Annotated in this window: 18 protein-coding genes; 8 read left to right on the forward strand and 10 right to left on the reverse strand. The window is 40.4% G+C overall.

From position 1 onward, the window contains the following. Positions 1-7: 7 nt before the first annotated feature. From ACH30E_RS04150 to ACH30E_RS04170, 5 genes are all read right to left on the reverse strand, one after another. Positions 8-3,172 carry an efflux RND transporter permease subunit gene (locus ACH30E_RS04150; RefSeq protein WP_490823770.1) on the reverse strand — a complete coding sequence of 1,055 codons (3,165 nt, stop codon included), beginning with the start codon at positions 3,170-3,172 and terminating at the stop codon, positions 8-10. Positions 3,173-3,275: 103 nt separating this feature from the next. After that, entirely contained in the window at positions 3,276-4,421 is a 1,146-nt protein-coding gene (locus tag ACH30E_RS04155) for an efflux RND transporter periplasmic adaptor subunit (RefSeq protein ID WP_490823772.1), read from the reverse strand. 199 nt (positions 4,422-4,620) lie between these two features. Next, entirely contained in the window at positions 4,621-5,220 is a 600-nt protein-coding gene (locus tag ACH30E_RS04160; RefSeq protein ID WP_294994553.1) for a TetR/AcrR family transcriptional regulator, read from the reverse strand. 338 nt (positions 5,221-5,558) lie between these two features. Then, positions 5,559-6,233: a nucleotidyl transferase AbiEii/AbiGii toxin family protein gene (locus ACH30E_RS04165; protein WP_490823774.1), complete on the reverse strand. Its 675-nt coding sequence runs from the start codon at positions 6,231-6,233 to the stop codon at positions 5,559-5,561. Further along, on the reverse strand, positions 6,214-6,699 hold the full coding sequence (locus ACH30E_RS04170; protein WP_490823776.1) for a helix-turn-helix transcriptional regulator: 486 nt from the start codon (positions 6,697-6,699) through the stop codon (positions 6,214-6,216). Before ACH30E_RS04170 ends, ACH30E_RS04165 begins: the two co-directional genes overlap by 20 nt. A 665-nt stretch (positions 6,700-7,364) precedes the next feature. Here ACH30E_RS04170 and ACH30E_RS04175 point away from each other — a divergent pair. The 3 genes from ACH30E_RS04175 to ACH30E_RS04185 are packed head-to-tail and all read left to right on the forward strand — an operon-like array spanning position 7,365 to position 10,180. Then, complete coding sequence (locus ACH30E_RS04175; RefSeq protein ID WP_294994533.1) at positions 7,365-7,841, forward strand: Lrp/AsnC ligand binding domain-containing protein; 477 nt, start codon at positions 7,365-7,367, stop codon at positions 7,839-7,841. A gap of 33 nt (positions 7,842-7,874) precedes the next feature. Then, entirely contained in the window at positions 7,875-8,735 is an 861-nt protein-coding gene (locus ACH30E_RS04180; protein ID WP_490847324.1) for a Wzz/FepE/Etk N-terminal domain-containing protein, read from the forward strand. A 2-nt stretch (positions 8,736-8,737) separates the two neighbouring features. Next, on the forward strand, positions 8,738-10,180 hold the full coding sequence (locus ACH30E_RS04185; protein ID WP_490823779.1) for an O-antigen ligase family protein: 1,443 nt from the start codon (positions 8,738-8,740) through the stop codon (positions 10,178-10,180). A 159-nt stretch (positions 10,181-10,339) separates the two neighbouring features. On the opposite strand, the gene ACH30E_RS04190 is transcribed toward ACH30E_RS04185, so the two are convergent. From ACH30E_RS04190 to ACH30E_RS04200, 3 genes are all read right to left on the reverse strand, one after another. Further along, positions 10,340-11,425, reverse strand: a complete 1,086-nt coding sequence (locus tag ACH30E_RS04190) for an ABC transporter permease (protein ID WP_490823780.1) — start codon at positions 11,423-11,425, stop codon at positions 10,340-10,342. 215 nt (positions 11,426-11,640) lie between these two features. Further along, positions 11,641-12,789, reverse strand: coding sequence for a glycosyltransferase (locus tag ACH30E_RS04195; protein WP_490823782.1), 1,149 nt, complete (start codon positions 12,787-12,789; stop codon positions 11,641-11,643). 49 nt (positions 12,790-12,838) lie between these two features. Next, a complete protein-coding gene (locus tag ACH30E_RS04200; protein ID WP_490823783.1) occupies positions 12,839-13,645 on the reverse strand; it encodes an alpha/beta fold hydrolase in 807 nt (268 codons plus the stop codon). Positions 13,646-13,719: 74 nt separating this feature from the next. Here ACH30E_RS04200 and ACH30E_RS04205 point away from each other — a divergent pair, with 74 nt between their 5' ends. The 3 genes from ACH30E_RS04205 (at position 13,720) to ACH30E_RS04215 (ending at position 17,390) form a co-directional block, all read left to right on the forward strand. After that, entirely contained in the window at positions 13,720-14,160 is a 441-nt protein-coding gene (locus ACH30E_RS04205; protein WP_294994516.1) for a MarR family winged helix-turn-helix transcriptional regulator, read from the forward strand. Positions 14,161-14,282: 122 nt separating this feature from the next. Then, on the forward strand, positions 14,283-16,073 hold the full coding sequence (locus tag ACH30E_RS04210) for an acyl-CoA dehydrogenase FadE (RefSeq protein WP_294994513.1): 1,791 nt from the start codon (positions 14,283-14,285) through the stop codon (positions 16,071-16,073). A gap of 141 nt (positions 16,074-16,214) precedes the next feature. Then, positions 16,215-17,390 (forward strand): N-acetylmuramoyl-L-alanine amidase, encoded by a 1,176-nt coding sequence (locus ACH30E_RS04215; RefSeq protein ID WP_490823784.1) that lies wholly within the window; start codon positions 16,215-16,217, stop codon positions 17,388-17,390. A gap of 387 nt (positions 17,391-17,777) precedes the next feature. Here the strand turns inward: ACH30E_RS04215 and ACH30E_RS04220 are convergent, their stop codons facing one another. Next, positions 17,778-19,931: a S9 family peptidase gene (locus ACH30E_RS04220; RefSeq protein WP_490823786.1), complete on the reverse strand. Its 2,154-nt coding sequence runs from the start codon at positions 19,929-19,931 to the stop codon at positions 17,778-17,780. Between the two features lie 85 nt (positions 19,932-20,016). Between ACH30E_RS04220 and ACH30E_RS04225 the strand changes: the two genes are divergently transcribed. Beyond that, on the forward strand, positions 20,017-20,367 hold the full coding sequence (locus ACH30E_RS04225) for a carboxymuconolactone decarboxylase family protein (protein WP_490823787.1): 351 nt from the start codon (positions 20,017-20,019) through the stop codon (positions 20,365-20,367). Between the two features lie 64 nt (positions 20,368-20,431). After that, positions 20,432-21,472: a 2-oxoacid:ferredoxin oxidoreductase subunit beta gene (locus ACH30E_RS04230; protein ID WP_294990864.1), complete on the forward strand. Its 1,041-nt coding sequence runs from the start codon at positions 20,432-20,434 to the stop codon at positions 21,470-21,472. Positions 21,473-21,601: 129 nt separating this feature from the next. Here ACH30E_RS04230 and ACH30E_RS04235 read toward each other — a convergent pair whose 3' ends face one another. Further along, positions 21,602-22,252: a response regulator transcription factor gene (locus tag ACH30E_RS04235; RefSeq protein ID WP_294990867.1), complete on the reverse strand. Its 651-nt coding sequence runs from the start codon at positions 22,250-22,252 to the stop codon at positions 21,602-21,604. Positions 22,253-22,396: the final 144 nt, after the last annotated feature.

Consider the following 22,396-nt stretch of genomic DNA (forward strand, 5'->3'; position numbering starts at 1 on the left):
TGAAAGATTATTGGTTTTGTAATGCTATTTTATCATGTATCCAGTCATCGTGTTCAACGATTTTCTGACTGCTTACTTTTTCCTGTAAGTATTGGAATACTGAGAAGAGAACAGGGATAATAAATATGCCAAGTATAACACCGGTAAGCATTCCACCTACTGCACCTGTACCGATGGATCTGTTACCCATAGCTGAAGCTCCTTTTGCCGTTAATAGTGGGATAAGTCCAACAATAAATGCAAATGATGTCATCAGAATCGGACGCAAACGCAGTCGGGAGGCTTCAATAGCTGCATGTGCAATTGACAGTCCTGCTTTTCTTCTTTGTACTGCATATTCTACAATAAGGATAGCATTCTTTGCTAATAATCCAATAAGCATAATTAGTCCAACCTGTACATAAATATTGTTCTCAATTCCTGCGAGACCGATGAATGCAAATACTCCCAATAATCCAGTTGGTACGGATAATATCACTGCAAATGGAAGCAGGTAACTTTCATATTGGGCAGCCAGCAAGAAGTACACAAAAATTACAGACATCAAAAAGATCAAAGTAGTCTGAGAGCCTGATTGTTGTTCTTCACGCGTTAATCCACCCCATTCAAATGCATAGCCTCTTGGAAGATACATTGCTGCTGTTTCCTCAATAGCTTTTAACGCCTGACCTGAGCTAAAACCAGGTTTTGGTACACCATTGATTGTTACAGCATTAAACAGATTATTTCTTGTAACCGTTTCAGGACCGTATACTTTTTCAAGCGTAACGAGTGTGGTTACAGGAACCATTTCTCCCAGGTTGTTTTTTACCTGTACGTTTTCCAATGTTGCAGGATCGAGCCGATAACTGATATCTGATTGTAAGATAACTTTATACTGTTTCCCGAATTTGTTGAAATCGCCTGCCTGAAGACTTCCATAAAATGTTTGAAATGTTTGGAGCAAGTCACTGATGGATACGCCAAACTGTTTTGTTTTTTCTTCATCAATAGTCAGTTTGTACTGCGGGTTGCCTGTATTGAAAGTGGTAAAGGCATACATGATCTCGGGCCTTTTCATCAGTTCGCCGATGAAACCATTGGCAGTAGCGCTTAAGTCTTCAAGTTTACCACCTGCTCTATCTTGAAGAATCAACTCAAATCCATTGGTATTACCGAAACCTTGTACGGTTGGTAGTGTGAAAGTGAAAAGATCAGCCGCAGAAATAACAGATAGTTTCTGGTTTACTTCACCAAGTATGGCATTAATATCTTCATTAGCCCCTCTTGTACCAGGTTTTTTCAGTTTAATAAATGCCAGACCGTTAATCGGACTTGAAGCGTTGGTAATAATATTCATTCCCGCTACACTGTACGATTTTTCAACACCTTCAACGGTAGCAATAATGCTGTCAACTTTTATCATTTCTTTTTTGGTACGTTCCAGTGAAGAACCCGGGGGCATGTTAAGTGAATAGAGAAAAATACTCTGGTCTTCAGTTGGAATAAAACCGGTAGGTGTTCTTTTTACCAATATGACCGTAACAGCAGTAATTAATACCAGACCGGTAAGTGCTACCCATTTTGTTTTTACAAGGAAGCGTAAGGAATTACTGTATCGGTTAGTCAGGTTTTCAAATCCTGCATTGAAAGCACCAAAAAACCTGGCTTTGATTCCTTTTTGTTTACCGGGAGTGGTATGGTTGTTTTTAAGCAGGAGAGCTGATAATGCCGGGCTAAGTGTAAGTGCATTTACCGCAGATATAAGGATGGCGATTGCCAGTGTAAAAGCGAACTGCTTGTAAAATATACCTGCTGGTCCCTGCATAAATCCTACCGGCACAAACACAGCGGCCATTACCAGTGTAATGGAAATGATAGCACCGGAAATTTCGCCCATACTTTTAAGTGTAGCTGCCCTGGCAGGAAGGTGTTCCGTTGCCATTTTAGTATGTACCGCTTCCACTACTACTATCGCATCATCTACTACGATACCGATGGCAAGTATAAGTGCAAAGAGTGTCAATAGATTGATGGTAAAGCCAAAAAGTTGCATAAAAAAGAAAGTACCTAAAATGGCTACGGGTACTGCAATTGCCGGAATGAGTGTAGAACGTAAATCCTGCAGGAAGAGGAACACTACAATGAAGACAAGTATAAAGGCTTCAAGAAGTGTTTGTTTTACTTTATCAATAGATGCGTCTAAAAATTCTTTGGAAGAATAAGGAACAAAAGTTTTTACGCCTTTGGGTAAATCTTTTTTAATGCGCTCCATTATACGGTTTACTTCGGTCAGGATTTCATTTGCATTAGATCCCGCTGTCTGATAAATCAATACACCGGTTGAGGGGCCTTTGTCTACTTTAGCTTCAGTAGTATAATTAAAAGAACCAAGCCCTATCTTCGCAACATCTTTCAGGCGTATCATTGATCCGTCGATATTTGATTTCAGGATAATGTTCTCATATTCTTCGCTGTTGCTGAGTTTTCCTTTGTATTTAATCACATATTCGAAAGATTCTTTACTGCCTTCGCCGAATTTACCTGGCGCAGCTTCAAGGTTCTGTTCCCTGATGGCGTTGAGTACATCCTGGGCGGAAAGACCGTAGCTGCTTAACCTGTCTGGTTTGAGCCAGATACGCATTGCATAGTCTTTTGTACCGAAGATGGTAGCCTGTCCAACCCCATGTACACGTTGTATTTCCGGAACAATATTGATTTTAGCATAGTTCTGTAGAAATGTTTCATCATAAGTTCCGTCTGAATAGATGGCAATAGCCATGATGATGCTATTCTGTTGTTTTTGGGTGGAAATACCTGCCTGTAAAACTTCAGTGGGTATCAGGCTACTGGCTTTAGCAACACGGTTTTGTACGTTAACGGAAGCGATATCCGGATCTGTTCCGGCAGTAAAAAACACACTGAGTGTCATGGTACCGTCGTTGTTGCTATTGGAAGTCATGTAAGTCATGTTCTCCACACCGTTGATGGCTTCTTCCAGTGGTGTGGCTACTGATCGTGCCACTACTTCTGCGCTTGCACCCGGATATGCTGCAGTTACCAGTACTGCCGGTGGGGCAATATCAGGAAACTGTGTAATTGGTAATTTGGAAAGGGAAACAATGCCCAATAGAACCAGCAATATGGATATTACTGTGGAAAGTACCGGGCGTTTAATGAATTTTTGTAACATAAAATATTGTTATGTGGTTGAGGTAGGCAATAGCCATCCTGCAGCGTTTTTCGCTGTAAAAAATTGTCTTAAAACCTGTGATAAATATTTGAACTGGCTATTCCTAACGCGCAGCAAGTATACTATCCAGCGAAATTTTTTGCGGGATAATTACCGCACCATCTCTTAGTCGCTGTATGCCGCTGTAAACAATGGTTTCGCCTTTCGATACACCTTTTTCAACGATATAGTTATTTCCGCTTTTTCCAACTACTGTTATTAGTTTTCCGGCAACTTTATTGCTGTCTCCAAGGGCAAATACAAAAACTTTGTCTTGAAGTTCAAATGTGCTTTCTTGTGGTACAAGTAGTTTATCCTTCAGCAGGAAAGGGATGCGTATTCTACCGCTGATACCTGCACGCAATATTTTTTCTTTGTTGACAAATTTTGCGCGAAATAAAATACTGCCCGTTGAGCGGTCGAATTCACCTTGCACCAGTTGTACTTTTCCTTTGTCTTTATAAATTGTATTATCTGCCAGTTGAAGTTCAACAGGCGGCAGTTTTTCTATTTTATCTTCAATATTGCGGCCTTCCACATCAGCAAAAAAATGCAAGAAATCTTTTTCACTCATGCTAAAGTATGCGTGTATGTTTTCTACGGCTGAAAGACTGGTAAGGGGTAATGATTCTCCACGTCCGATCAGGCTGCCTTGTTTGAAGTTGATATGTCCGATATAACCACTTACCGGAGCGGTTATTAATGTATAGCCGAGTGTAATTTCTGCACTGTTCTTTCCGCTGATAGCTTGTGTGTGTGCAGCGCGTGCTTCATTTAAAATTGCTTTAGCGGTTTTTAACTGTACTTCTGATATTACCTTGCCTGCAACAAGTGGAATCAATCTGTCTACTTCTACCTGGGCTTTTTCAACAGTAGCTTTTGTAATTTGAATATTAGCATCGGCTGTTTGACTATATTGACTGTATTCTTTGGCATTAATGCGAAACAGTGGTTGTCCCTGGTTAACCCAGGCGCCTTCTTCAACATAAATTTTTTCTAGAAAGCCGCTTACCTGTGGGCGAATATCAACATTCGCAGTTCCTTCTATCGTAGCAGGATAAGATTGCCAGCTAGTGCTGGAGCCGGTTTCGAGTTGTACAACAGGAAGTGCAGGTGGCGGTGGTGGCGCTTGTTGATTTCCTGCATTACCTGCACAACTGGCAAAATATAATACTGCAGCATAGAGTAAATAAATAGTGAGTTTCTTCATAATTGGTTAACTTTTCTAACAGTGTTAAGTAATTGTGGTTAAAAAAACAGTTTTAAGGCTGTTTGATTTTGTTTAAAAAAACAACGGTAAATAATCTAACGTTGTTAAGTAATCGATTTAAAAAAATAGTACTTCTGTACTATCCTCTTTGAATACTGGATTTGTTTTTGTTTACTTGTTTAGCTTGCTTGTGTTTTATTTAGTTTTTAATAGAAGTAATAATACCTGTGATTGCATCCCGTAATACTTCTTTATTCAGTTCCTGTCTGGTAATTTGGTTGGTTAGGTTGATGGAAATCAAACCATGCACCACACTCCAGAATGTATAATACTTGCGGTCGATGTATTCTTCAGATCTTCTTTCCGGAGGGGTTATTTCTTCGATTTTATCCCAAAGCATGTTCATTGGTTTGGCATAATCGGAACAACCGTTTTCAGCCGCACAACAGTTCATTTCCACTCCATACATTACCTGGTATAGCTCCTTATATTCAAAGGCGAAATTCCAATAGGAGAGCCACATTGCTTCTAACTGTCCTTCGGGGGAAGTGCTTAGTTGCCTGGCTTCCTCCATTTTAGCGGCAAGTTTTACAAAACCTATACGTGTTAACTCCTTTAAAATGGCATCTTTATTACTGAAATACTCATAAATAATAGGGGCGGTATAATCAATTTTTTCCGCAATTTTCCGCATACTAAGAGCAGCCCAACCTTCTTCTTTCACGATGTCGAGACTGGCACTTAAAATATTGTGCCTGGTATCTTCTTTAATTTTCTGTATACGGTCTTTGCTTCCCACTTGTTAATCAACGTAAAAAATCTAACGCTGTTAAGCAAAGTTAACAACAGAGATTTTAACCGGCCAAATTTATTTTTGGAAGTGATCGAATTCCTTGATTTACTGTGTCTTAACTTTTGAAAAGTTGTTGAACTTCCTAAACTTTAATCCGAAAGGGTACATTTAAATATAAACCCAAAGCCCAAATTGGATGAGTTGTACAACAAATTGATAAGCTGAATAGTCAGACCATTGTGCTCACTTGTTGGTATGAATAAGCACATTTGATTAAGGTTGTTTATGGTTAAAACACGTAGGAGTTCGAAAGGGAGATGCGTGATTTTAAATTAAACAAACTCTTAATGTCCCATCCTAAAATTTTCAATGCAGTCAAAAAGATCAAGTTTTATTAGTTCCCAATATTTACCTCTTAGGCAATGTGGATCAAAATCGTTTTCTGCTTTTTCAAAATTTGTAAAGTTGCTGATAATTGCTTGTGGATCATGGTTATATGGATATTTCTCCTTGTGTAGATCCAGCATTTTTTTTATGTCATAATGATTCATCAATTCATGTAAGTCCCAGAAATCTTTTTTTCTTCCAATATTCTGCACCACATTTATTTTCATGGCCGCAATTTCATCTGGTGATGCTAGTCTCACACCATCCATTTCTATAGGATTTCGAATAAAATCATCATTGTAATAGATATCAACCTTGATGGCATTTTCACTATTCTTTCCAACTAGAAACGCCCTTCCCATTCCAACAGGTCCTTCACCTATCTGTGAAACATAAGTATAATGTGCAGTTAGGAATTTTGTAATTTCTTCAAAATTTATTGACTCGTATAAAGTATCTGTAAACAGATCAATGTCTACTGACATGCGATGTCCGTAATGAAGGCTGAGTGCTGTTCCGCCCACCAAGCGGAAAGAATCAAACAAGGGATCCTTCATGCATTTTCTGAAAAGATCCTGTAGTTCGCCTGAGACTGTGTTCCAATATAAGTTATTAGAAGCTGGTATAGTCATTAGGTATTTCTTTATCTGTTGTCAATACTTCGTCAAGGTTCAGGCTGGTATAAAATTCCTCGATCGCTTTAATTTCGTCCTGATTACCACGTTCTTTAATTCTATTGAGAATGGCTTCTTTTTGGGTAATCCAATCAATGGAATTTATATCGGTATCCCAAAATAGTCCTTTACGAAACTTAGCAAGGTCGGGCTTGAAGCGGCTATTGTTTTTCTTCTTTTCCATCCTTATTTCATAAAATATCTGTAAGGTCATTAAGAAACCTTCCGGAAGTCCCAAAGCTTTTTCGATTTTTAAAGAAAGTGGTGTATTCATTCCGCGCCTTGTTTTCATGATTGCATTTAGCGTTTGTGGGTATTCCCCCAACGAAAGTGCAAACGGGCCCGGTTTAATAGCGCGTTTATCCAGTTCCCTATCTAGAAATGCACCAGGATGAACCCCTTTTAGAAGGTCGATTTTTTCCATATTCAAAACTAAGCAAAAATGTTTAAATAATATTGGTTATTATAAAGATTTGTTATAACATGTTGATTTAGTGCATCTTAACTTTTGGAAAGTTCCGGAACTTTCCAAAAGTTAAGTTCGAGGGCTATACTTATATATAAAGGCATAGTTCAAGCCGATGATCTCTATTTGTTGCCTTGCCGGATTTGATTTATAAAAAACAAAATCGCCTGATGAGGATATTACAAGGCGGTTTACGTAAAAACTTGTGGGGGGTAGGGATCGAATCCGCCTGAGGCGGACAGTTAGCTATAGTGCGTTATAAAAATAAAAAAGCCACCCAATTAAAGGTGGCTTCTTCAAAGCTGTAGGGGGAGGGATCGAACCTCCACGAGGCAGTTAGCTATAGCGCAAAGTTCAGTGGTCGACCCTGGTCGCTCAGGTATTGCTACCCAAACGGCTCTACACTACGTTTGTCCTGTTATCCTCACCCCCGAGACAAGAGGGCATGTCTGCCGAAAATTTCATCACCCCACAGTATATAAGAACTTTCTCTTTGTTTGATGACACAATATTAAGCTAAATGGCCTATTCGTTACAAATAATTCAATAAATATTTTGAAAATATAGAAAATATTCAATAATATTGCTTAATTGTTTGATTGTATCAAAAAATATACCTGAAAATGTCTGCCAAATTAAATCTTGACAAACTGGATTACCAGATCATCCAGGAAATGATGGAAGATGCCGAGATATCCTATGCCGACCTTGGCAAAAAACTATTTGTATCCGGTGGTACCATACACGTACGTATCAAAAAACTTGAAGAACTAAATGTAGTGAAAGGTAAAAAACTATCCGTTGATCTCAAAGCCCTCGGATACGATGTGATCGCTTTTATCGGCGTTTACCTTGAAAAAAGCTCCCTCTATGATACCGTAGCCAAAGAACTGAAAAAAATTCCACAGATCGTTCGCCTTAACTATACCACAGGCAACTATAGCATGTTCGCTGAAATAGTTTGTAAAGACATCCAGGAACTTCGATACGTGCTGCACGACGAACTCCAAAAAATTAAAGGCATCGAAAGAACCGAGACCTTTATCTCTCTGGAAGAAAGTCTTGATAGAAACGTAGTGGTACTTTCTGAAAACAGCTAAAACATCTGTCAATAAATTGTACATTCATCCTGCATGAGCAACAATTCCTTCAATATGGCAGAAACAGCCAGCATATTGCAAAACAAATGGAGAAGCATTCTCCTGTTTACAATATTAACCGCAGCAGTAGCAACAGCTACCGTTTTCCTTATGCCCAAACAATACCGCTCCGCTGCAAAACTTATCTCCGCTAATCCTCAACTGGCAGATAAATCGCGCCTGTTCAATGAAAATATACAATCACTCTATTCTTATTTCGGTTCCGGCGACGACCTCGACCGTATTATGGGAATTGCATTACTTGATACCTCACTGAAACAACTGGTGAAAAATTTTAACCTCACCAACTATTACAAACTTAGCAACGATACCGAAGCGTTATTACAGCGTAAGGCAGTTTTAAAACTGCGCGACGATCTGCTGGTGCAAAGAACAGAAGAAGGTCAACTCAACATCAGTTGCTGGACAAAAGACCCTGTTTTGTCTTCCGGTATCGTAAATGCATTGGTAAAAATCATTGAAAACAAACTGGAAGATATCTGGCAATCCAATTACAGCGCTACCAAAGAACAACTCAATCTTTCCATTACACAAACCGAAGCATCGTATAAACAACTGTTTGATAGTTTGTCGAAAGCTCCTGCTCCACAAACTTCACTTATTCAAAAACATATGGAAACACTGCTGGATCAATTAACCCAGTACCGCAAAACAGCAGCAACTGTTCAATTAATCGGAGCCACCGCACCGGTAGCACTGTATGTGCTTGAGCCTGCTGTACCTGCAGCGAAGGCAGAACGTCCGGATAAACCCGCCATCATTTTAGCGGCAGCCATTGCGGGATTTCTATTTTCACTCCTTCTTGCATTATTATCAAATCGCAAACAAGCATAAGCATGCGTTCCGCTATTTGGGCATACCAAACAATGGAACGATTGGTCTTTTTAACTGCAACCATAGTGGCCATACTCACCCAACAATGGCCTTGGATGCTGGTGCCCTTCGCATGGATAATCGCACCATTATGCTGGCAACAAATTGTTTTACACACAGATAAACTTTTCTGGTTACTGATCGCCCTGTTGCCCCTTTCAACAGAACTAAATATTACCCCTTCTTTAGGACTCGATTTTCCCGATGAGGTTTTGATGGTGCTACTTACAGCACTTACCCTTTTATACTGGTGGCATAAACCCAGACAATTCCCGATTACTATTTGGAAACACCCACTGTTTTTTATACTCATGCTTCATTTAGGATGGATCATCATCTCCACCATTTATGCAGTTGAACCTTTACCTGCCATTAAATTCCTGCTTGCTAAAATATGGTATATCGTACCCTTTGTTATTTTACCCGTTATATTGATTAACAGTATCAAACGCATCGAACAACTTGCTGCATGCCTGTTATGGACCATGGGATTTGTAGTGGTGGTTACTTTACTAAGACATACCAGTACCGGCTGGCGTTTTGAAAGTATCAATCGTCACCTTTTTCCATTCTTTCGTAACCATGTGAACTATGCATCTATGCTGGTGTGTCTGCTGGCCGTTATGTTTTGTGCATACTACCTCACTGCAAAAACTTCCCGTTATAAAAAGCGGATATTGTATGTTTTACTGCTTGGTATGTTGGCACTTCTACTCGCTTATTCAAGGGGTGCCTTACTTGCGGCAGCAGCAGGTGTTTTCAGTATCTGGATCATTCGCAAAAAACAAATGGCCGCTTTATTGGTATTCACCATCACGGCTGTTTTAATTTCTACGAGTTGGTTGATAACAGATAAGCGTTATTTCAGGTTTGCACCCGATCATGACAGAACCATTTTTCATACCGATTTCTCCCAACACCTTTCTGCAACCGTTGCCCTAAAAGATGTATCGAATGCAGAACGCTTTTATCGTTGGGTAGCCGGTGCAAGAATGCTTGCCGATAAACCACTCACCGGTTTTGGTCCATCTTCGTTTTACCTTCACTACCGACCATATACCGTAAAACGTTTTGAAACATGGGTGAGCAATAATTCCGAACACTCTACGGTACATAATTATTTCCTGTTAACCGCTTTAGAACAGGGGATCATTGGACTACTCATTTTTTGCCTGTTATATTTTTTTATGCTGTTGCGTCTGCAAAAAATCTATCACCAATTACACAGCTATTTCTATAGGGCGGTAACTATGACGGTAGCAGTAATACTGGTAATGATCGGTGTAATAAACTTCATCAGCGATATGATTGAAACCGACAAAATCGGCAGCCTCTTCTGGCTCTGCATGGGAATGGTATTTGTTTTGGAACAGAGGCTTAAGGAAGAGAGGGAAAGCTTTGCTTGAGGGGTGAATTGTCAATTGTGAATTGTGAATGGGAATTATGCTGCGTAAATTGTCAATTGTGAATGGTCAACAGTTAGCGGGTATTTTTGCGATAGCGTCTCATTTTCATACTGTCAACTCTTTTTCACAATTCACAATTGACAATTCACGCAGCACAATTCACCCCTCCCCCCTCACTTCCAACGCATCCCGCAGCCCATTACCTAGTAGGTTGAAAGAAAGTACCAGCAGCATGATGGCGATGCCCGGGGCTAGGGCGAGCATGGGGTTATTGGTTATGATGAAATTATAGTTCTCTTTAATCATCAAGCCCCAACTTGGTTGCGGGGGTTGAACACCAACGCCGAGAAAGCTAAGTCCTGCTTCAATTACAATGGCCGATGCGAAATTGCTCGCAGCTATCACCATAACTGGTCCGAGTATATTTGGTAAGATATGTTTAACGATTGTGCGCAGATGGGAGTATCCTAATACCCTGGTGGCTTCAATATATTCCAGTTCACGAATGGCCAAAACCTGACCGCGAACCAAACGGGCTACATTCACCCACATGGTTAATCCGACAGCTACAAACACCTGCCAGAATCCTTTGCCCAACACAAGTGTGATGGCAAAAACAAGTAGGAGCGTGGGGATACTCCAGATTACATTCAGGAACCACATGATGATATCATCTGTTCTGCCCCTGAAATAACCTGCTAATGCACCCAGCATAATACCGATGCTCAAAGAAATCAATACCGCAATAATACCTACAGCAAAACTTACCCTTGTACCAATGATGAGCCTGCTGAGTATATCTCTCCCAAACTTATCGGTGCCCAGATAAAAACGGGTTGTAATAACGGGAACTGTTGCGGCTCTAATGCGCAGTATTGCCTGACGTTCTGTGATGTTATCGTCTACGATACGATCGTAGACCAGACTATCTCCAGTGACCCTATAATTGACACCAACTGGAATATATTGCCACTGGTCTGGTGTTCCATTAATCAGTTTTGAAAAAAAGCTGGTTGATTGAACAGATTGCTCCCTTTTGATCAGGAGAAGGTTTACTTCAAACCCTGGTTTCTTGCTGCCGATTTCCGGAATCATCCGGTTGGCATTGGGTGAGCCATCAGGGGCAATAAAATAGCCAAATATTACAAGCAGCAAACTTAGTGTTATGAGTATCAATCCAAAAGCAGCTCCTTTGTTACGAAGCAACCGCTTAATAAGTGATGACGTATGATGGGTAGAAGTCACAGTGGAAAATTAAGCAATTATAAAGATGGCCGATTAGAAGGGAGTATTGACCGATAACTGCAATAATCGGATAAACGTTTTGACGGATTTGGTATCATTTATGTAAGTATTTTAATATGTGGAATTTCATTAAATATCTTGGTTTGCTGATTTGTTTAGTATTAGCAATCGTTTACTCATGGTGGCCGGAAAAAAATGAAGCCAAGCCATAGTAATTATTTTACCCTTCTGCCCTTCCACTGATAAGATCCAAATTTACCGAGCCAGCCGGCAATCACCGTATATAATAAGTGCAATGGCTGCATAAGTGGAAAATACAGTAACACCTCTTTTTGATTATAGAATTTTGCTACCGGCCGCATGAACATCAGTTCCACCAAGGTTTTCAGCAACATCAGGGTTAGCCAATGGGCAATTTCTCCGCTCACAAATAAGTTCACCGGAAGTAAAACCAGCAATGCAAGGTTTACTGCATATACCAATGCAAGTATGCGAAATACGTTTTTATCGTCGTAGCGGTCTGCTTTACTCGCCCAACGGATTCGCTGGTTGATAAAGCCCTTCCAGCTATGCATGGGCTCGGTTCTAACAATGGCTTGCGGATGAAAAAGATAGCCCAGTTGTTTGGGATACTGTTGTTGTATTTTATACATCAACAACATATCATCACCACTTGCAATTGAATCGATGCCCTTGAATTGTCCCACTGCATAAAACGCAGCTTTTTGATAAGCCAGGTTGGCGCCATTACACATGGTGTGATAGCCTGCTGAAACGGCAGCTGCAGTAATACCCTGCAAACTCATGAAGTCGAGTAGTTGAAACAACGATAACACCCCTTTCTCATGTGTAAACATAACCGGAGCCGCAACAAACACGGATTGGTATTGTTGTATATAGGCATCAAATAGGGTAAGCCATTCGGGCGACACGGCACAATCAGCATCAGTAGTTACAATCCAATCACCTTTGCTTTCGCTGATGGCTATTTCAATGGCTTTCTTTTTATAGGCGTTTAATGGATTCCCATCAAGGTATTTTTCGAGGTGAATCAGTTTGAGATTTGGATATTCTTTTTGAAGTGCTTCAACAATTGCCACTGTCTGATCAGTAGAAAAATCGTTAACCACAATCAGTTCGGTGAGTGTGGCAGGATAGTTTCCATTCAGTATTGTTCTGATACATGCTTCTATTCCCGCAGCCTCATCGCGTGCAGGTATTATGACAGTAAAAAAATGTTTAGGTGGCAGGCTATTATTTGCGCGGAAAGTTTTTAATTGTTTAAACCATTTTCGGTATTGAAGGATGAGCCAACAATATGCCAATACTAAAATGGTTGTTACGATAAGTCCGGCAATATACATGCAGCAAAGAAACTTATTTATGTTTATATACCGGAGTAGAAGATGAGCCTCAATGTTGAATTATTTTTAAGAAATGCGGTTTGAATTTATGTTGAAGCAAATGATGTCCCGCTTCCAACTCCTGTATATGCACCAGGGATTCAATTCCTGCCTGTAGTTTATAGCCATGTTTCGCCACGATAATACGATCATATTTACCAAACAACAGGTGTACGGGTACTTGATGGGTAGCGATTACTTTTTTCAATCTTTTTATTGCAGGAGAAAACCTTCGCATGCTGGTCCATCGTTTGTATAACCTGTCTCTTTCGACAGCATCATCCAGGTAATGATGCGCAAATTTGCTGATACTTTTATTGAATAGTCCAATTTGTGTCGTTAGTTCCATCAAAGCAAACATCAAGCCCGGGTATTGCATGGAGAAGCGAAAGAGTTGGTTCCCGATCCAGGTTCGGGTAGATAATTTTTGCCAGGGGTTATTGTGTAATCCATCAGGTGCAGCTAAAATTATGCTGCTGATATGCTGAGGGTAGAGCTCCAGTAAACGTAAACAAATTCTTCCTCCCATACTATACCCCATCAACTGAATTGGTTTGCCGGATGGGACCATTTGAAGTACTATTTCCATCAGATCGGCAGGTTCCAGTAAAAGAGGTCCGTTCCATTCAGTCTTACCATGAAATGGCATGTCAAAAGCTATTATGGTATGTGTTGCTGAAAGTTCTTCTGCCAGAAACTCAAATTTCCCTCCTTCTTCCCCATACCCATGAAAACAGCATAGCCATTGGCTCCCATGCCCAAATTGCTGGTAATGAAGCCTTGAACCATGTATTTCAATAAAAAGCGGTGCTGGCATAGAATTTTAAGGATTTATTCTTGGCAATATCAAAGAAACAAATTTACTTTGAAAATAGTTGCATAACTAACTATATGTCAAACAACCAATTTAAGCGCGGAGAATTATATAGTGTTATCAATGGGATGGCTTCAACAGCCGTTGCCAGAAGATTGCAGAAGAATTTTCGGAATGCAGGATTAGAGATCACCATTGAGCAATGGAGTGTTTTGTATCATTTGTGGAAGGAAGATTGTCTGAGTCAACAAGAACTTTGCAACCGTACTTTCCGCGACAAGCCCAGCATTACGCGTTTAATTGATAACCTCGAGAAACAGAAACTGGTTAAAAGAACGGCATCCAAAGAAGACAGGAGAATAAACCTGGTATGTCTTACAGAAGCCGCAAAATCATTGCAAGACCTCACCATTGACCTTGCTAACCAAACCATGAATGAGGCTTTGATAGGAGTGAATAAAGAGGAGATTGAAACGGTGAAATCAGTTTTTCAAAGGGTGTATGATAATTTGACGTAGTGCACTACGGTACGATGAGCTGATTGATCGCAGCATTTGCTATGGACTATGGTCCATGGTACATGGTCGATAGTCCATAGTAAATACTGCAAAAAGTATAAAAATCTTAAATACCTACTTCCATGGAAACAACAAAACAAGCGAAAGCCTTACAAGGTGGTGAATGGCTCATTAAAGAGAGCAATCCCTTCGACACGTTTATACCAGAGGACTTTGATGAAGAACAGAAAATGGTAATGGACATGTGTACCCAGTTCCTGGATGCTGAGGTATTACCGATTGTAGAACGTATCGACAAACTTGAAACAGGTCTGATGCCTTCTCTACTTGAGAAAGCGGGTGAACAGGGATTATTGTCTACCTCCTTTCCGGAACAATATGGCGGTTTAGGGAAAGATTTTATTACCTCTACCATCGTGAACGAAGGATTGGGTGGCGGACATTCTTTTTCTGTTGCAGTAGCTGCGCATACAGGTATTGGTTCACTGCCTATCTTATATTTTGGTACCGAGGCACAAAAAGAAAAATACATACCCAAACTCGCCAGCGGTGAATGGAAAGGTGCTTATGGTTTAACAGAACCGAATAGTGGTAGTGATGCATTAGGCGCAAAAACTACGGCCAAGCTGAGTGATGATGGAAAATATTATATACTGAATGGACAAAAATGTTGGATTACCAATGGTGGTTTTGCTGACGTGTATACGGTATTTGCAAAAATTGACGGTGATAAATTTACGGGCTTCATTGTTGAGCGCGGTTTTGAAGGATTTACACAGGGGCCGGAAGAACATAAAATGGGTATCAAAGGTTCTTCTACCGTTCAACTGTATTTCCAGGATTGTAAAGTGCCGGTAGAAAATGTGTTGGGAGAAATTGGTCGTGGTCATGTGATCGCATTTAATATCCTCAACATCGGTCGACTGAAATTATGTGCTGCTGCATTGGGTGGATCAAAACGTGCAGCTACAACTTCTATACAATACGCAATTACCAGAGAACAGTTTAAAATCTCCATCTCCAAGTTTGGCGCCATCAAACATAAGATGGCTGAGATGGCAATTCGTATGTGGGTTTGTGAATCGGCTCTTTACCGTGCATCTAAATGGATCGATAACAAAGAACATGAATTGATGGATAGCGGTAAAAGCTTTGCAGAAGCCTTACTTGGCGCTGCCGAAGAATTTGCCATTGAATGTGCCATGCTGAAAGTATTTGGTAGCGAAGTGCTTGATTATGTGGTAGACGAAGGCGTACAGATTCATGGAGGTAATGGCTTTAGCGATGAATACATGATTTCAAAAGCCTATCGTGATAGTCGAATCAACCGTATCTATGAAGGCACCAATGAAATAAACAGGCTGTTAACTGTTGACATGGTATTAAAACGTGCCATGAAAGGCAAGCTTGACCTGATGGGTCCTGCAATGGCTGTTCAGAAAGAACTGATGAGTATTCCTGATTTTGGTACAGAAGAAGAAACTGCTTTCAGTAAGGAGTTAAAATATATCGCCAATTTCAAGAAAGCAATTCTGATGGTAGCCGGTGCTGCCGTACAGAAATTGATGATGCAACTCGAGAAAGAACAGGAAGTGTTGATGAATATTGCAGATATGGCCATCGAAACCTATAATGCAGAAAGCGCACTCTTGCGTGTGATGAAACTAACCGAAAAAAATGGTGCTTCTGCTACCCAGTTACAGGCTGATATTATGCGTACTTATATCTATGATGCGGCCGATCGTATCAATAAAGCGGGTAAAGATGCCCTGAATAGCTTTGCTGATGGGGATGAGCTTCGTATGATGCATATTGGACTTAAACGCTTCACCAAGGTAGAGCCCTTTAATTCAAAAGATGCCCGTCGCAGGATCTGTGAAAGACTGGTGGCAGACAACGGCTATCACTTGTAAGAAAAAAAGCAGAAAAAAATTACCAGAATTCACAAAGATTTCACATATTTGGTCTTTGTTTTACGGTTGCTTGCTCAAACAAAGGTCTCACTGTTCAAAGCAGTGAGGCCTTTTTGTTTGTATTTACTGTAAATTGACCGCATGAAAACGGTACTGTTCAGTTTCTTTTTAGCCTTAGCAATTAGTTCCAGCGCCCAGTCTGGTTTTTACACACCCTGGATCGGCAGGTCAACCGGTAAACTGCCAGCCCTCGCTTATGGATTGGGGGAAGACAGGTTAGGTGGTGCTAAAATGGGTTATATCGATTCGAATATTGCATTAAGGGTAATGGATACTATCCAGGGCATGTATCTCATACAATTATCGAAATTTCACCAGGCATTTATTGAACCGCAATATGTAAAAGCTGATAGCGCAAACTCCCTAAAACCCTGGTACCTTACAGGGTCAATCAGTGCAAAAGGTGATACGACTACTTTTACAGATAATATTGCTGTTATCATGGAAGAAAAACTTCCTTATAAGAGCTGGATGGAAATTAATCCTTCTAAAATTGTAGTAGACATTTACGGCGTACAAAGCAACACCAACTGGATCACACAATTACAAACCCTGGAAGAGGTAAAAAATGTTTACTACCAGCAGGTAGAAGATGATGTTTTCCGGTTGATCATAGAATTAAAACACCAACAACACTGGGGTTACAGTATTTCTTATGTTGGAAAATCATTGGTGGTAAAAGTACGCAGGCAACCTAAAATAGCTGACCTCAAAAAATTGCGTATTGCTATTGATGCAGGACATGGCGGAACTAACTCCGGCGCAACAGGTATTAAAGCAAAAGCTTCTGAAAAAATATACACGCTTCGTTTTGCAAAAGCCTTACAAAAGCAACTCAAATTAAAAGGGGTAAAAGACATCATCATGACCCGTACCAACGATACAACTTTCGATAATAAAGACCGTATCCTTTGGCTGCAGGAACAAAAGCCCGATTTGGTGATTAGTCTGCACCTGAATTCAAGCAGTAAGGAAGTAATAAATGGTACCAGTACCTATTATAAACATATTGGATTCAGGCCCCTTACCACTGCTATATTAAAACGTATGTTGGAATTGAAGCTGAGCGAATTTGGAAATGTAGGCAGCTTCAATTTTGCACTTAATTCACCAACGGATTTTCCAAATGTGTTAGTTGAAATTGCCTTCCTCAGTAATGCAGCAGATGAGAAGAAAATTATCAGTACTAAATTTCATAACGATGTGGCTACCAAAATTCATTTGGGGTTGATAGATTGGTTGAAGAGTTTGAAATGATGAAGTGAAATTAATAAGCCACAGATTCACAGATTATGAATGATTGCTGTCTGGTGAAATTTAACTGCGAGTTGTAAGTCAAGCGTATAATAGAACACAGATTTTCATGATTTATCATGATAGATCTTCAAAATCATGAAAATCTGTGTTCTATTAATAGCAGATAATGCATTTACGGCAACCGAATATTTCTTTAAGCAACTGACTTTAAATTTTCTCCCCCCCCCCCCCTTTAATTCCATTAAAAGCAGAAAGTCAATAATAAGCACCCATCAAGACTTGTAGCTTGCGGCTTGCAGCTTGAAGCCAATTTTCCCGGGACAGCAATGGATTATGAATAATTAATCTGTGAATCTGTGGCTTAAATATTCCCCACGATCAAAAGAATTAATGTTTAATAAACCGATCAAAGAATTCAAGTGTTCTTAGCATCTGATCAATTCTTTGTCTGTTATTTCCGCTTCTCGTGAGTTCATGTGTGCCGCCTGGATGACGTACATATTCAACGGTTCTTCCCAAAACTTTCAAACTCTTGTACAACATTTCACTTTGTATAACCCCCGTACGTAAATCATTCTCTCCATGGAAAATGATGAAGGGCGTTTTGATTTTATCTACATAGTTAATGGGTGATTCCCTTTCAAGAATTGGTTTAGCTTTTGCTTCCCAAGGATAACCACCGAAATAGTTTGGCACCAGTCTCCACGCATTACCCTCTCCAAAAAAAGTACCCAATTCATACACGCCTCGTTGTGCACAGGCAGCTTTAAAACGCTGATCGTGTGCAATGATCCATGCTACAAGGTAGCCAGCATAGGAACCTCCTGTTACAGCCAGTTTTGAAGTATCAATAAATCCACCAGCGCCAGCTTTTGTTAGATAAGTAAGTACATCAGAAGTAGGACCTGCTCCCCAGTCATTAACATTCGCCCTTAAAAAATCCACCCCATAACCTCCGGAGCCCCTTGGATTACCATATACTACAGCATATCCTTTCGATGCATAATATTGAAATTCGTGCCACATAGAATATTCACCCGGACCCCACATAGCGGAAGGTCCACCGTGTATATTCAAGATGGTAGGATATTTTTTTCCTGCCTCATAATTGGTTGGTTTCATTACCCAGTATTCTACTTTCAACCCCTTTTCATTTACAAAAGAAGCTTTTTCCGGGAGACTCAATTTTTTTTCCTGAAGCCAGTTATGATTAAATGAAGTGAGCCTTTTTTCCTGTTGCATATCGGGGCTGTTGCTATACAACTCTGATGGATTTGTTACCATCGTTTTACTATATATAACCAGATCGTTTACGATATCAAAACTTCCTATGCCTGCATCATAACCAGATAATTGCTTAACCTGTTTACTGTTGATATCAGCCCTGTAGAGCGGGGCACCGCCATTGCTTTGCGCAGTGAAATAAATAGATGATTCATCTTTACTCCAGGTAAGCCCACTTTTATTTCTGTCGAAAGGAATGCTTACGGCATCTGATGCTTTACCATTCAACGGCATTACTGCAAGACTTGGAACACTTACGAAAGAAGTGGTGCCAACCTGAAATGCCAGCCATTTGCCAGTAGGTGAAATGGTGGGACTATTATAACTCTTTCCTTTTTCACCCAATATTTTTCTCAAGTTTGAACCATCGGTATTTGCCAGATAAATTTCATTTTCAAGTACCCTGTCTGGGTGCATGGTAAGATTGGCATTGCCGGTGATAATCAGTTGATTTCCGTCAGGAGTGAAATCGATGCTGCCAAAACGATTGAATCCTGAAGTGATCGCTTTGGGAACACTTGTGCTATCTGCATCCATGATGAAAAAATGGGTAAAGCTTAGTTCGCCGGATGTGGTGGATTCCTGTTGAAAGTTCAGTTTATTAATCACTTTGGCTTTCTGTGCAGTAGCATTCAGGTTTAGGTATGCCCTTATTTCTTCTGTATTTCCGTCAGGATCGGGTTTGGCATTGTTTAACAGGTGTTCATTAGCGGCAAATCCTGGTTTCTCGAGTGACCATCCTGGTACTTTCTTGCCCGGATTTAATGTTTCATCGGTTAATAATTGTTCTAGTCTGAGGCTTACGGAGAAAACGATTCTTTTACCATCGGGGCTCCAGCGTGGACCACTTACGGAATATTTAAAATTGGTTAGCTGGGTTGTTTCACCATTTTCAATATTCAATAAAAATATCTGCGACTTGCCATTAACTGGTCGGGTAAAAGCGAGTTGTTTGCCGTCTGGCTTCCAGGCAGCTTGTGCTATAGGTGAACCCGGACCTCCAATCTGTTTTGCATTGGAGGGGTCGTTATTATTGATGAGGTATAATTTATTCGCATACCTGTATTCCCATTTTGTATCACCATCGGGCTCGATACTTGTTACGGTATAAATGGTTTTGCTGCCGTCTGGACATATACTCACATTTCCGACCTGGCTCATTTTGAGCATATCGGTAACTTTAATTAATGCTGTACCATTTTGGGCCATCAGCAGGCCAGAGAAAAGAAGGCTGATCCAAAGTAATAACTGCTTCATGTTATTGGTTTAAGCTTTTAAAATACAAATAAATGACATGCGCAGTCACAGGCTTTTGTACTTTTACAGGCTAAAAAGGCAAATTATGGGCAAACTGGTGGAAGAATTTAATACCTACAGGGAAAAAATGAATGAGGTTATATTGAGTAAGAATAACCTGGTAATGAAACGCCTCTGGAACCTCGATACCAATACCTATGAAGAGGGGGCTATCGACAAAAAAACCAAAGAAATGCTCGGACTGGTAGCAAGTATGGTACTCCGTTGCGATGACTGTATTAAATACCACCTGGGTAAATGCCATGAATTAGGTGTAAACACAGACGAAATGTATGAGATATTTGCTGTAGCCAATATCGTAGGTGGCACAATCGTAATTCCACATACACGCAGGGCAGCAGAATATTGGGAGGAATTATCGGGAGCAGGGGAATAGTAAAGCTTTTTTCGGAACTTTGTTACCTGAGAGCCGCTCAGGTCATTATTAATTATTGATAAGTATGTCAGCAACAACTACAACAACGCCGGTATTAACCGCAAAAGATTTCGCCACAGACCAGGAAGTGCGTTGGTGTCCGGGGTGTGGGGATTATTCTATTCTGGCACAGGTGCAGAAGATCATGCCGGGTATTGGTGTGCCGAAAGAAAATATTGTGATCATCAGTGGAATCGGTTGTAGCAGTCGCTTTCCCTATTATATGAATACTTTTGGTATGCACTCCATTCATGGAAGGGCTACTGCCATTGCGAGTGGGTTGAAAGCTTCCCGTCCAGAGTTAAGCGTGTGGATCGTTACGGGGGATGGTGATAGCTTAAGTATTGGCGGTAACCATACCATTCACCTGTTGAGAAGAAATTTTGATGTAAATATCCTGCTCTTTAATAACCAGATTTATGGCTTAACAAAAGGGCAGTATTCGCCTACTTCAGAAGAACAAAAAATTACCAAGAGTACGCCTTATGGTAGTATCGACCATCCATTTAATCCCCTTGCTTTAGCCATGGGTGCCGACGCAAGTTTTATTGCCCGAAGTATGGATCGTGACCCGAAACATTTACAGGCAATGCTTACCAGATCGCACCAGCACAAAGGTGCTTCTATGCTGGAGATATACCAGAACTGTAATATTTTCAATGACGGTGCTTTTGAAATATTCACAGAAAAGGGCACCAAGCCAGAGCAGGCATTATTCCTGGAGCATGGCAAACCATTAATCTATGGTACCAGCCAACAAAAAGGTATTAAAATTGATGGAATGAAACCCGTAGTGGTCGACCTGACAGACGGTTCTGTTAGTGCCGACGATTTATGGATCCATGATGAAAATGATTTTTATAAAGCACAGGCCCTGATCCGCATGTTCGATAACCCCAACCAACAGGGAACGCATTTCCCAAGACCTTTTGGTGTTTTCTATGAAACAGAAAGAGCCTGTTATGAAGATGTAATGGCCATGCAGCTTGAAGAGATCATCGCCACCAAAGGGAAAGGCGACCTGGACAAGTTGTTACGTGGTAAAGAAGTGTGGGAAATCGTGTAGAACAGAAGAATATCCAATATTCAATGTCGAACTTCGAAGTTGGATATTGAATATTCTTCTGTTAAAAAGTCCCAACTTGCTGGTCGGGACTTTTTTATAAAACAAATCGATCGAACTGAGACAGTTTAATTACAACCGCGCTATATCATGTTTTATGGCAAAGAGTGCTAGTCCAACGCGGGTTGGGGTTTGTAGTTTCTGAAAAAGGGTATCCCTAGTTTCGTCTACATTACGCAGGCTTGTGCCCATGAGTTCTGCTATTTCTCTGTATGATTTATCGGTACATGCCCATCCAAGAAATTCTTTTTCCTGCTCGGATAGTTCTGTGAACTTCTGGATATCAGCATCTTCTTCCGGAGAGGTTTTCATGGTGTGCATGATATTATCGCACATCAGTTTATTAAGGTAAACCCCTTTGGTTACAATGCCATCCAGGGCAGCTTTCAGTTCCTGGGGCTTGCTGTCTTTCAGGAGATAACCTTTGGCACCATTTTTAAACATTCGGATGATGGATCTTTCATCATTCAACATGGTTAAAGCCAATATTTTCACCTGCGGATAATGAGTGGTGAGCCATAAAGCGGTTTCGTAGCCATTCATATCGGGCATGGTAATATCGAGTAATACCACATCTGGTAAATTATTGGGGTCCAATAATTCTATCATGTGTTTACCGCTGTTTGCTTCAAACAGCACTTTATATCCACTAAAAGAGTTAACCAGTGAGGCAAGCCCGTTTCTTAACAATACATGGTCATCTACCAGGGCAATCTGAGTCATATCAAAAACAAATTAGCAACAATAAGTACCCAACCGTGAGAATTCCGGAACGGGCATTTGAATAAGTAAATTACAGAAATTTTAATTGCAAATCTCCGTTTTATTTAGAATTTCTCTGCGATGATTTCACCGAAAAAAATCAGT

The organism is Sediminibacterium sp. FW305-C-61 (genome assembly GCF_058231065.1).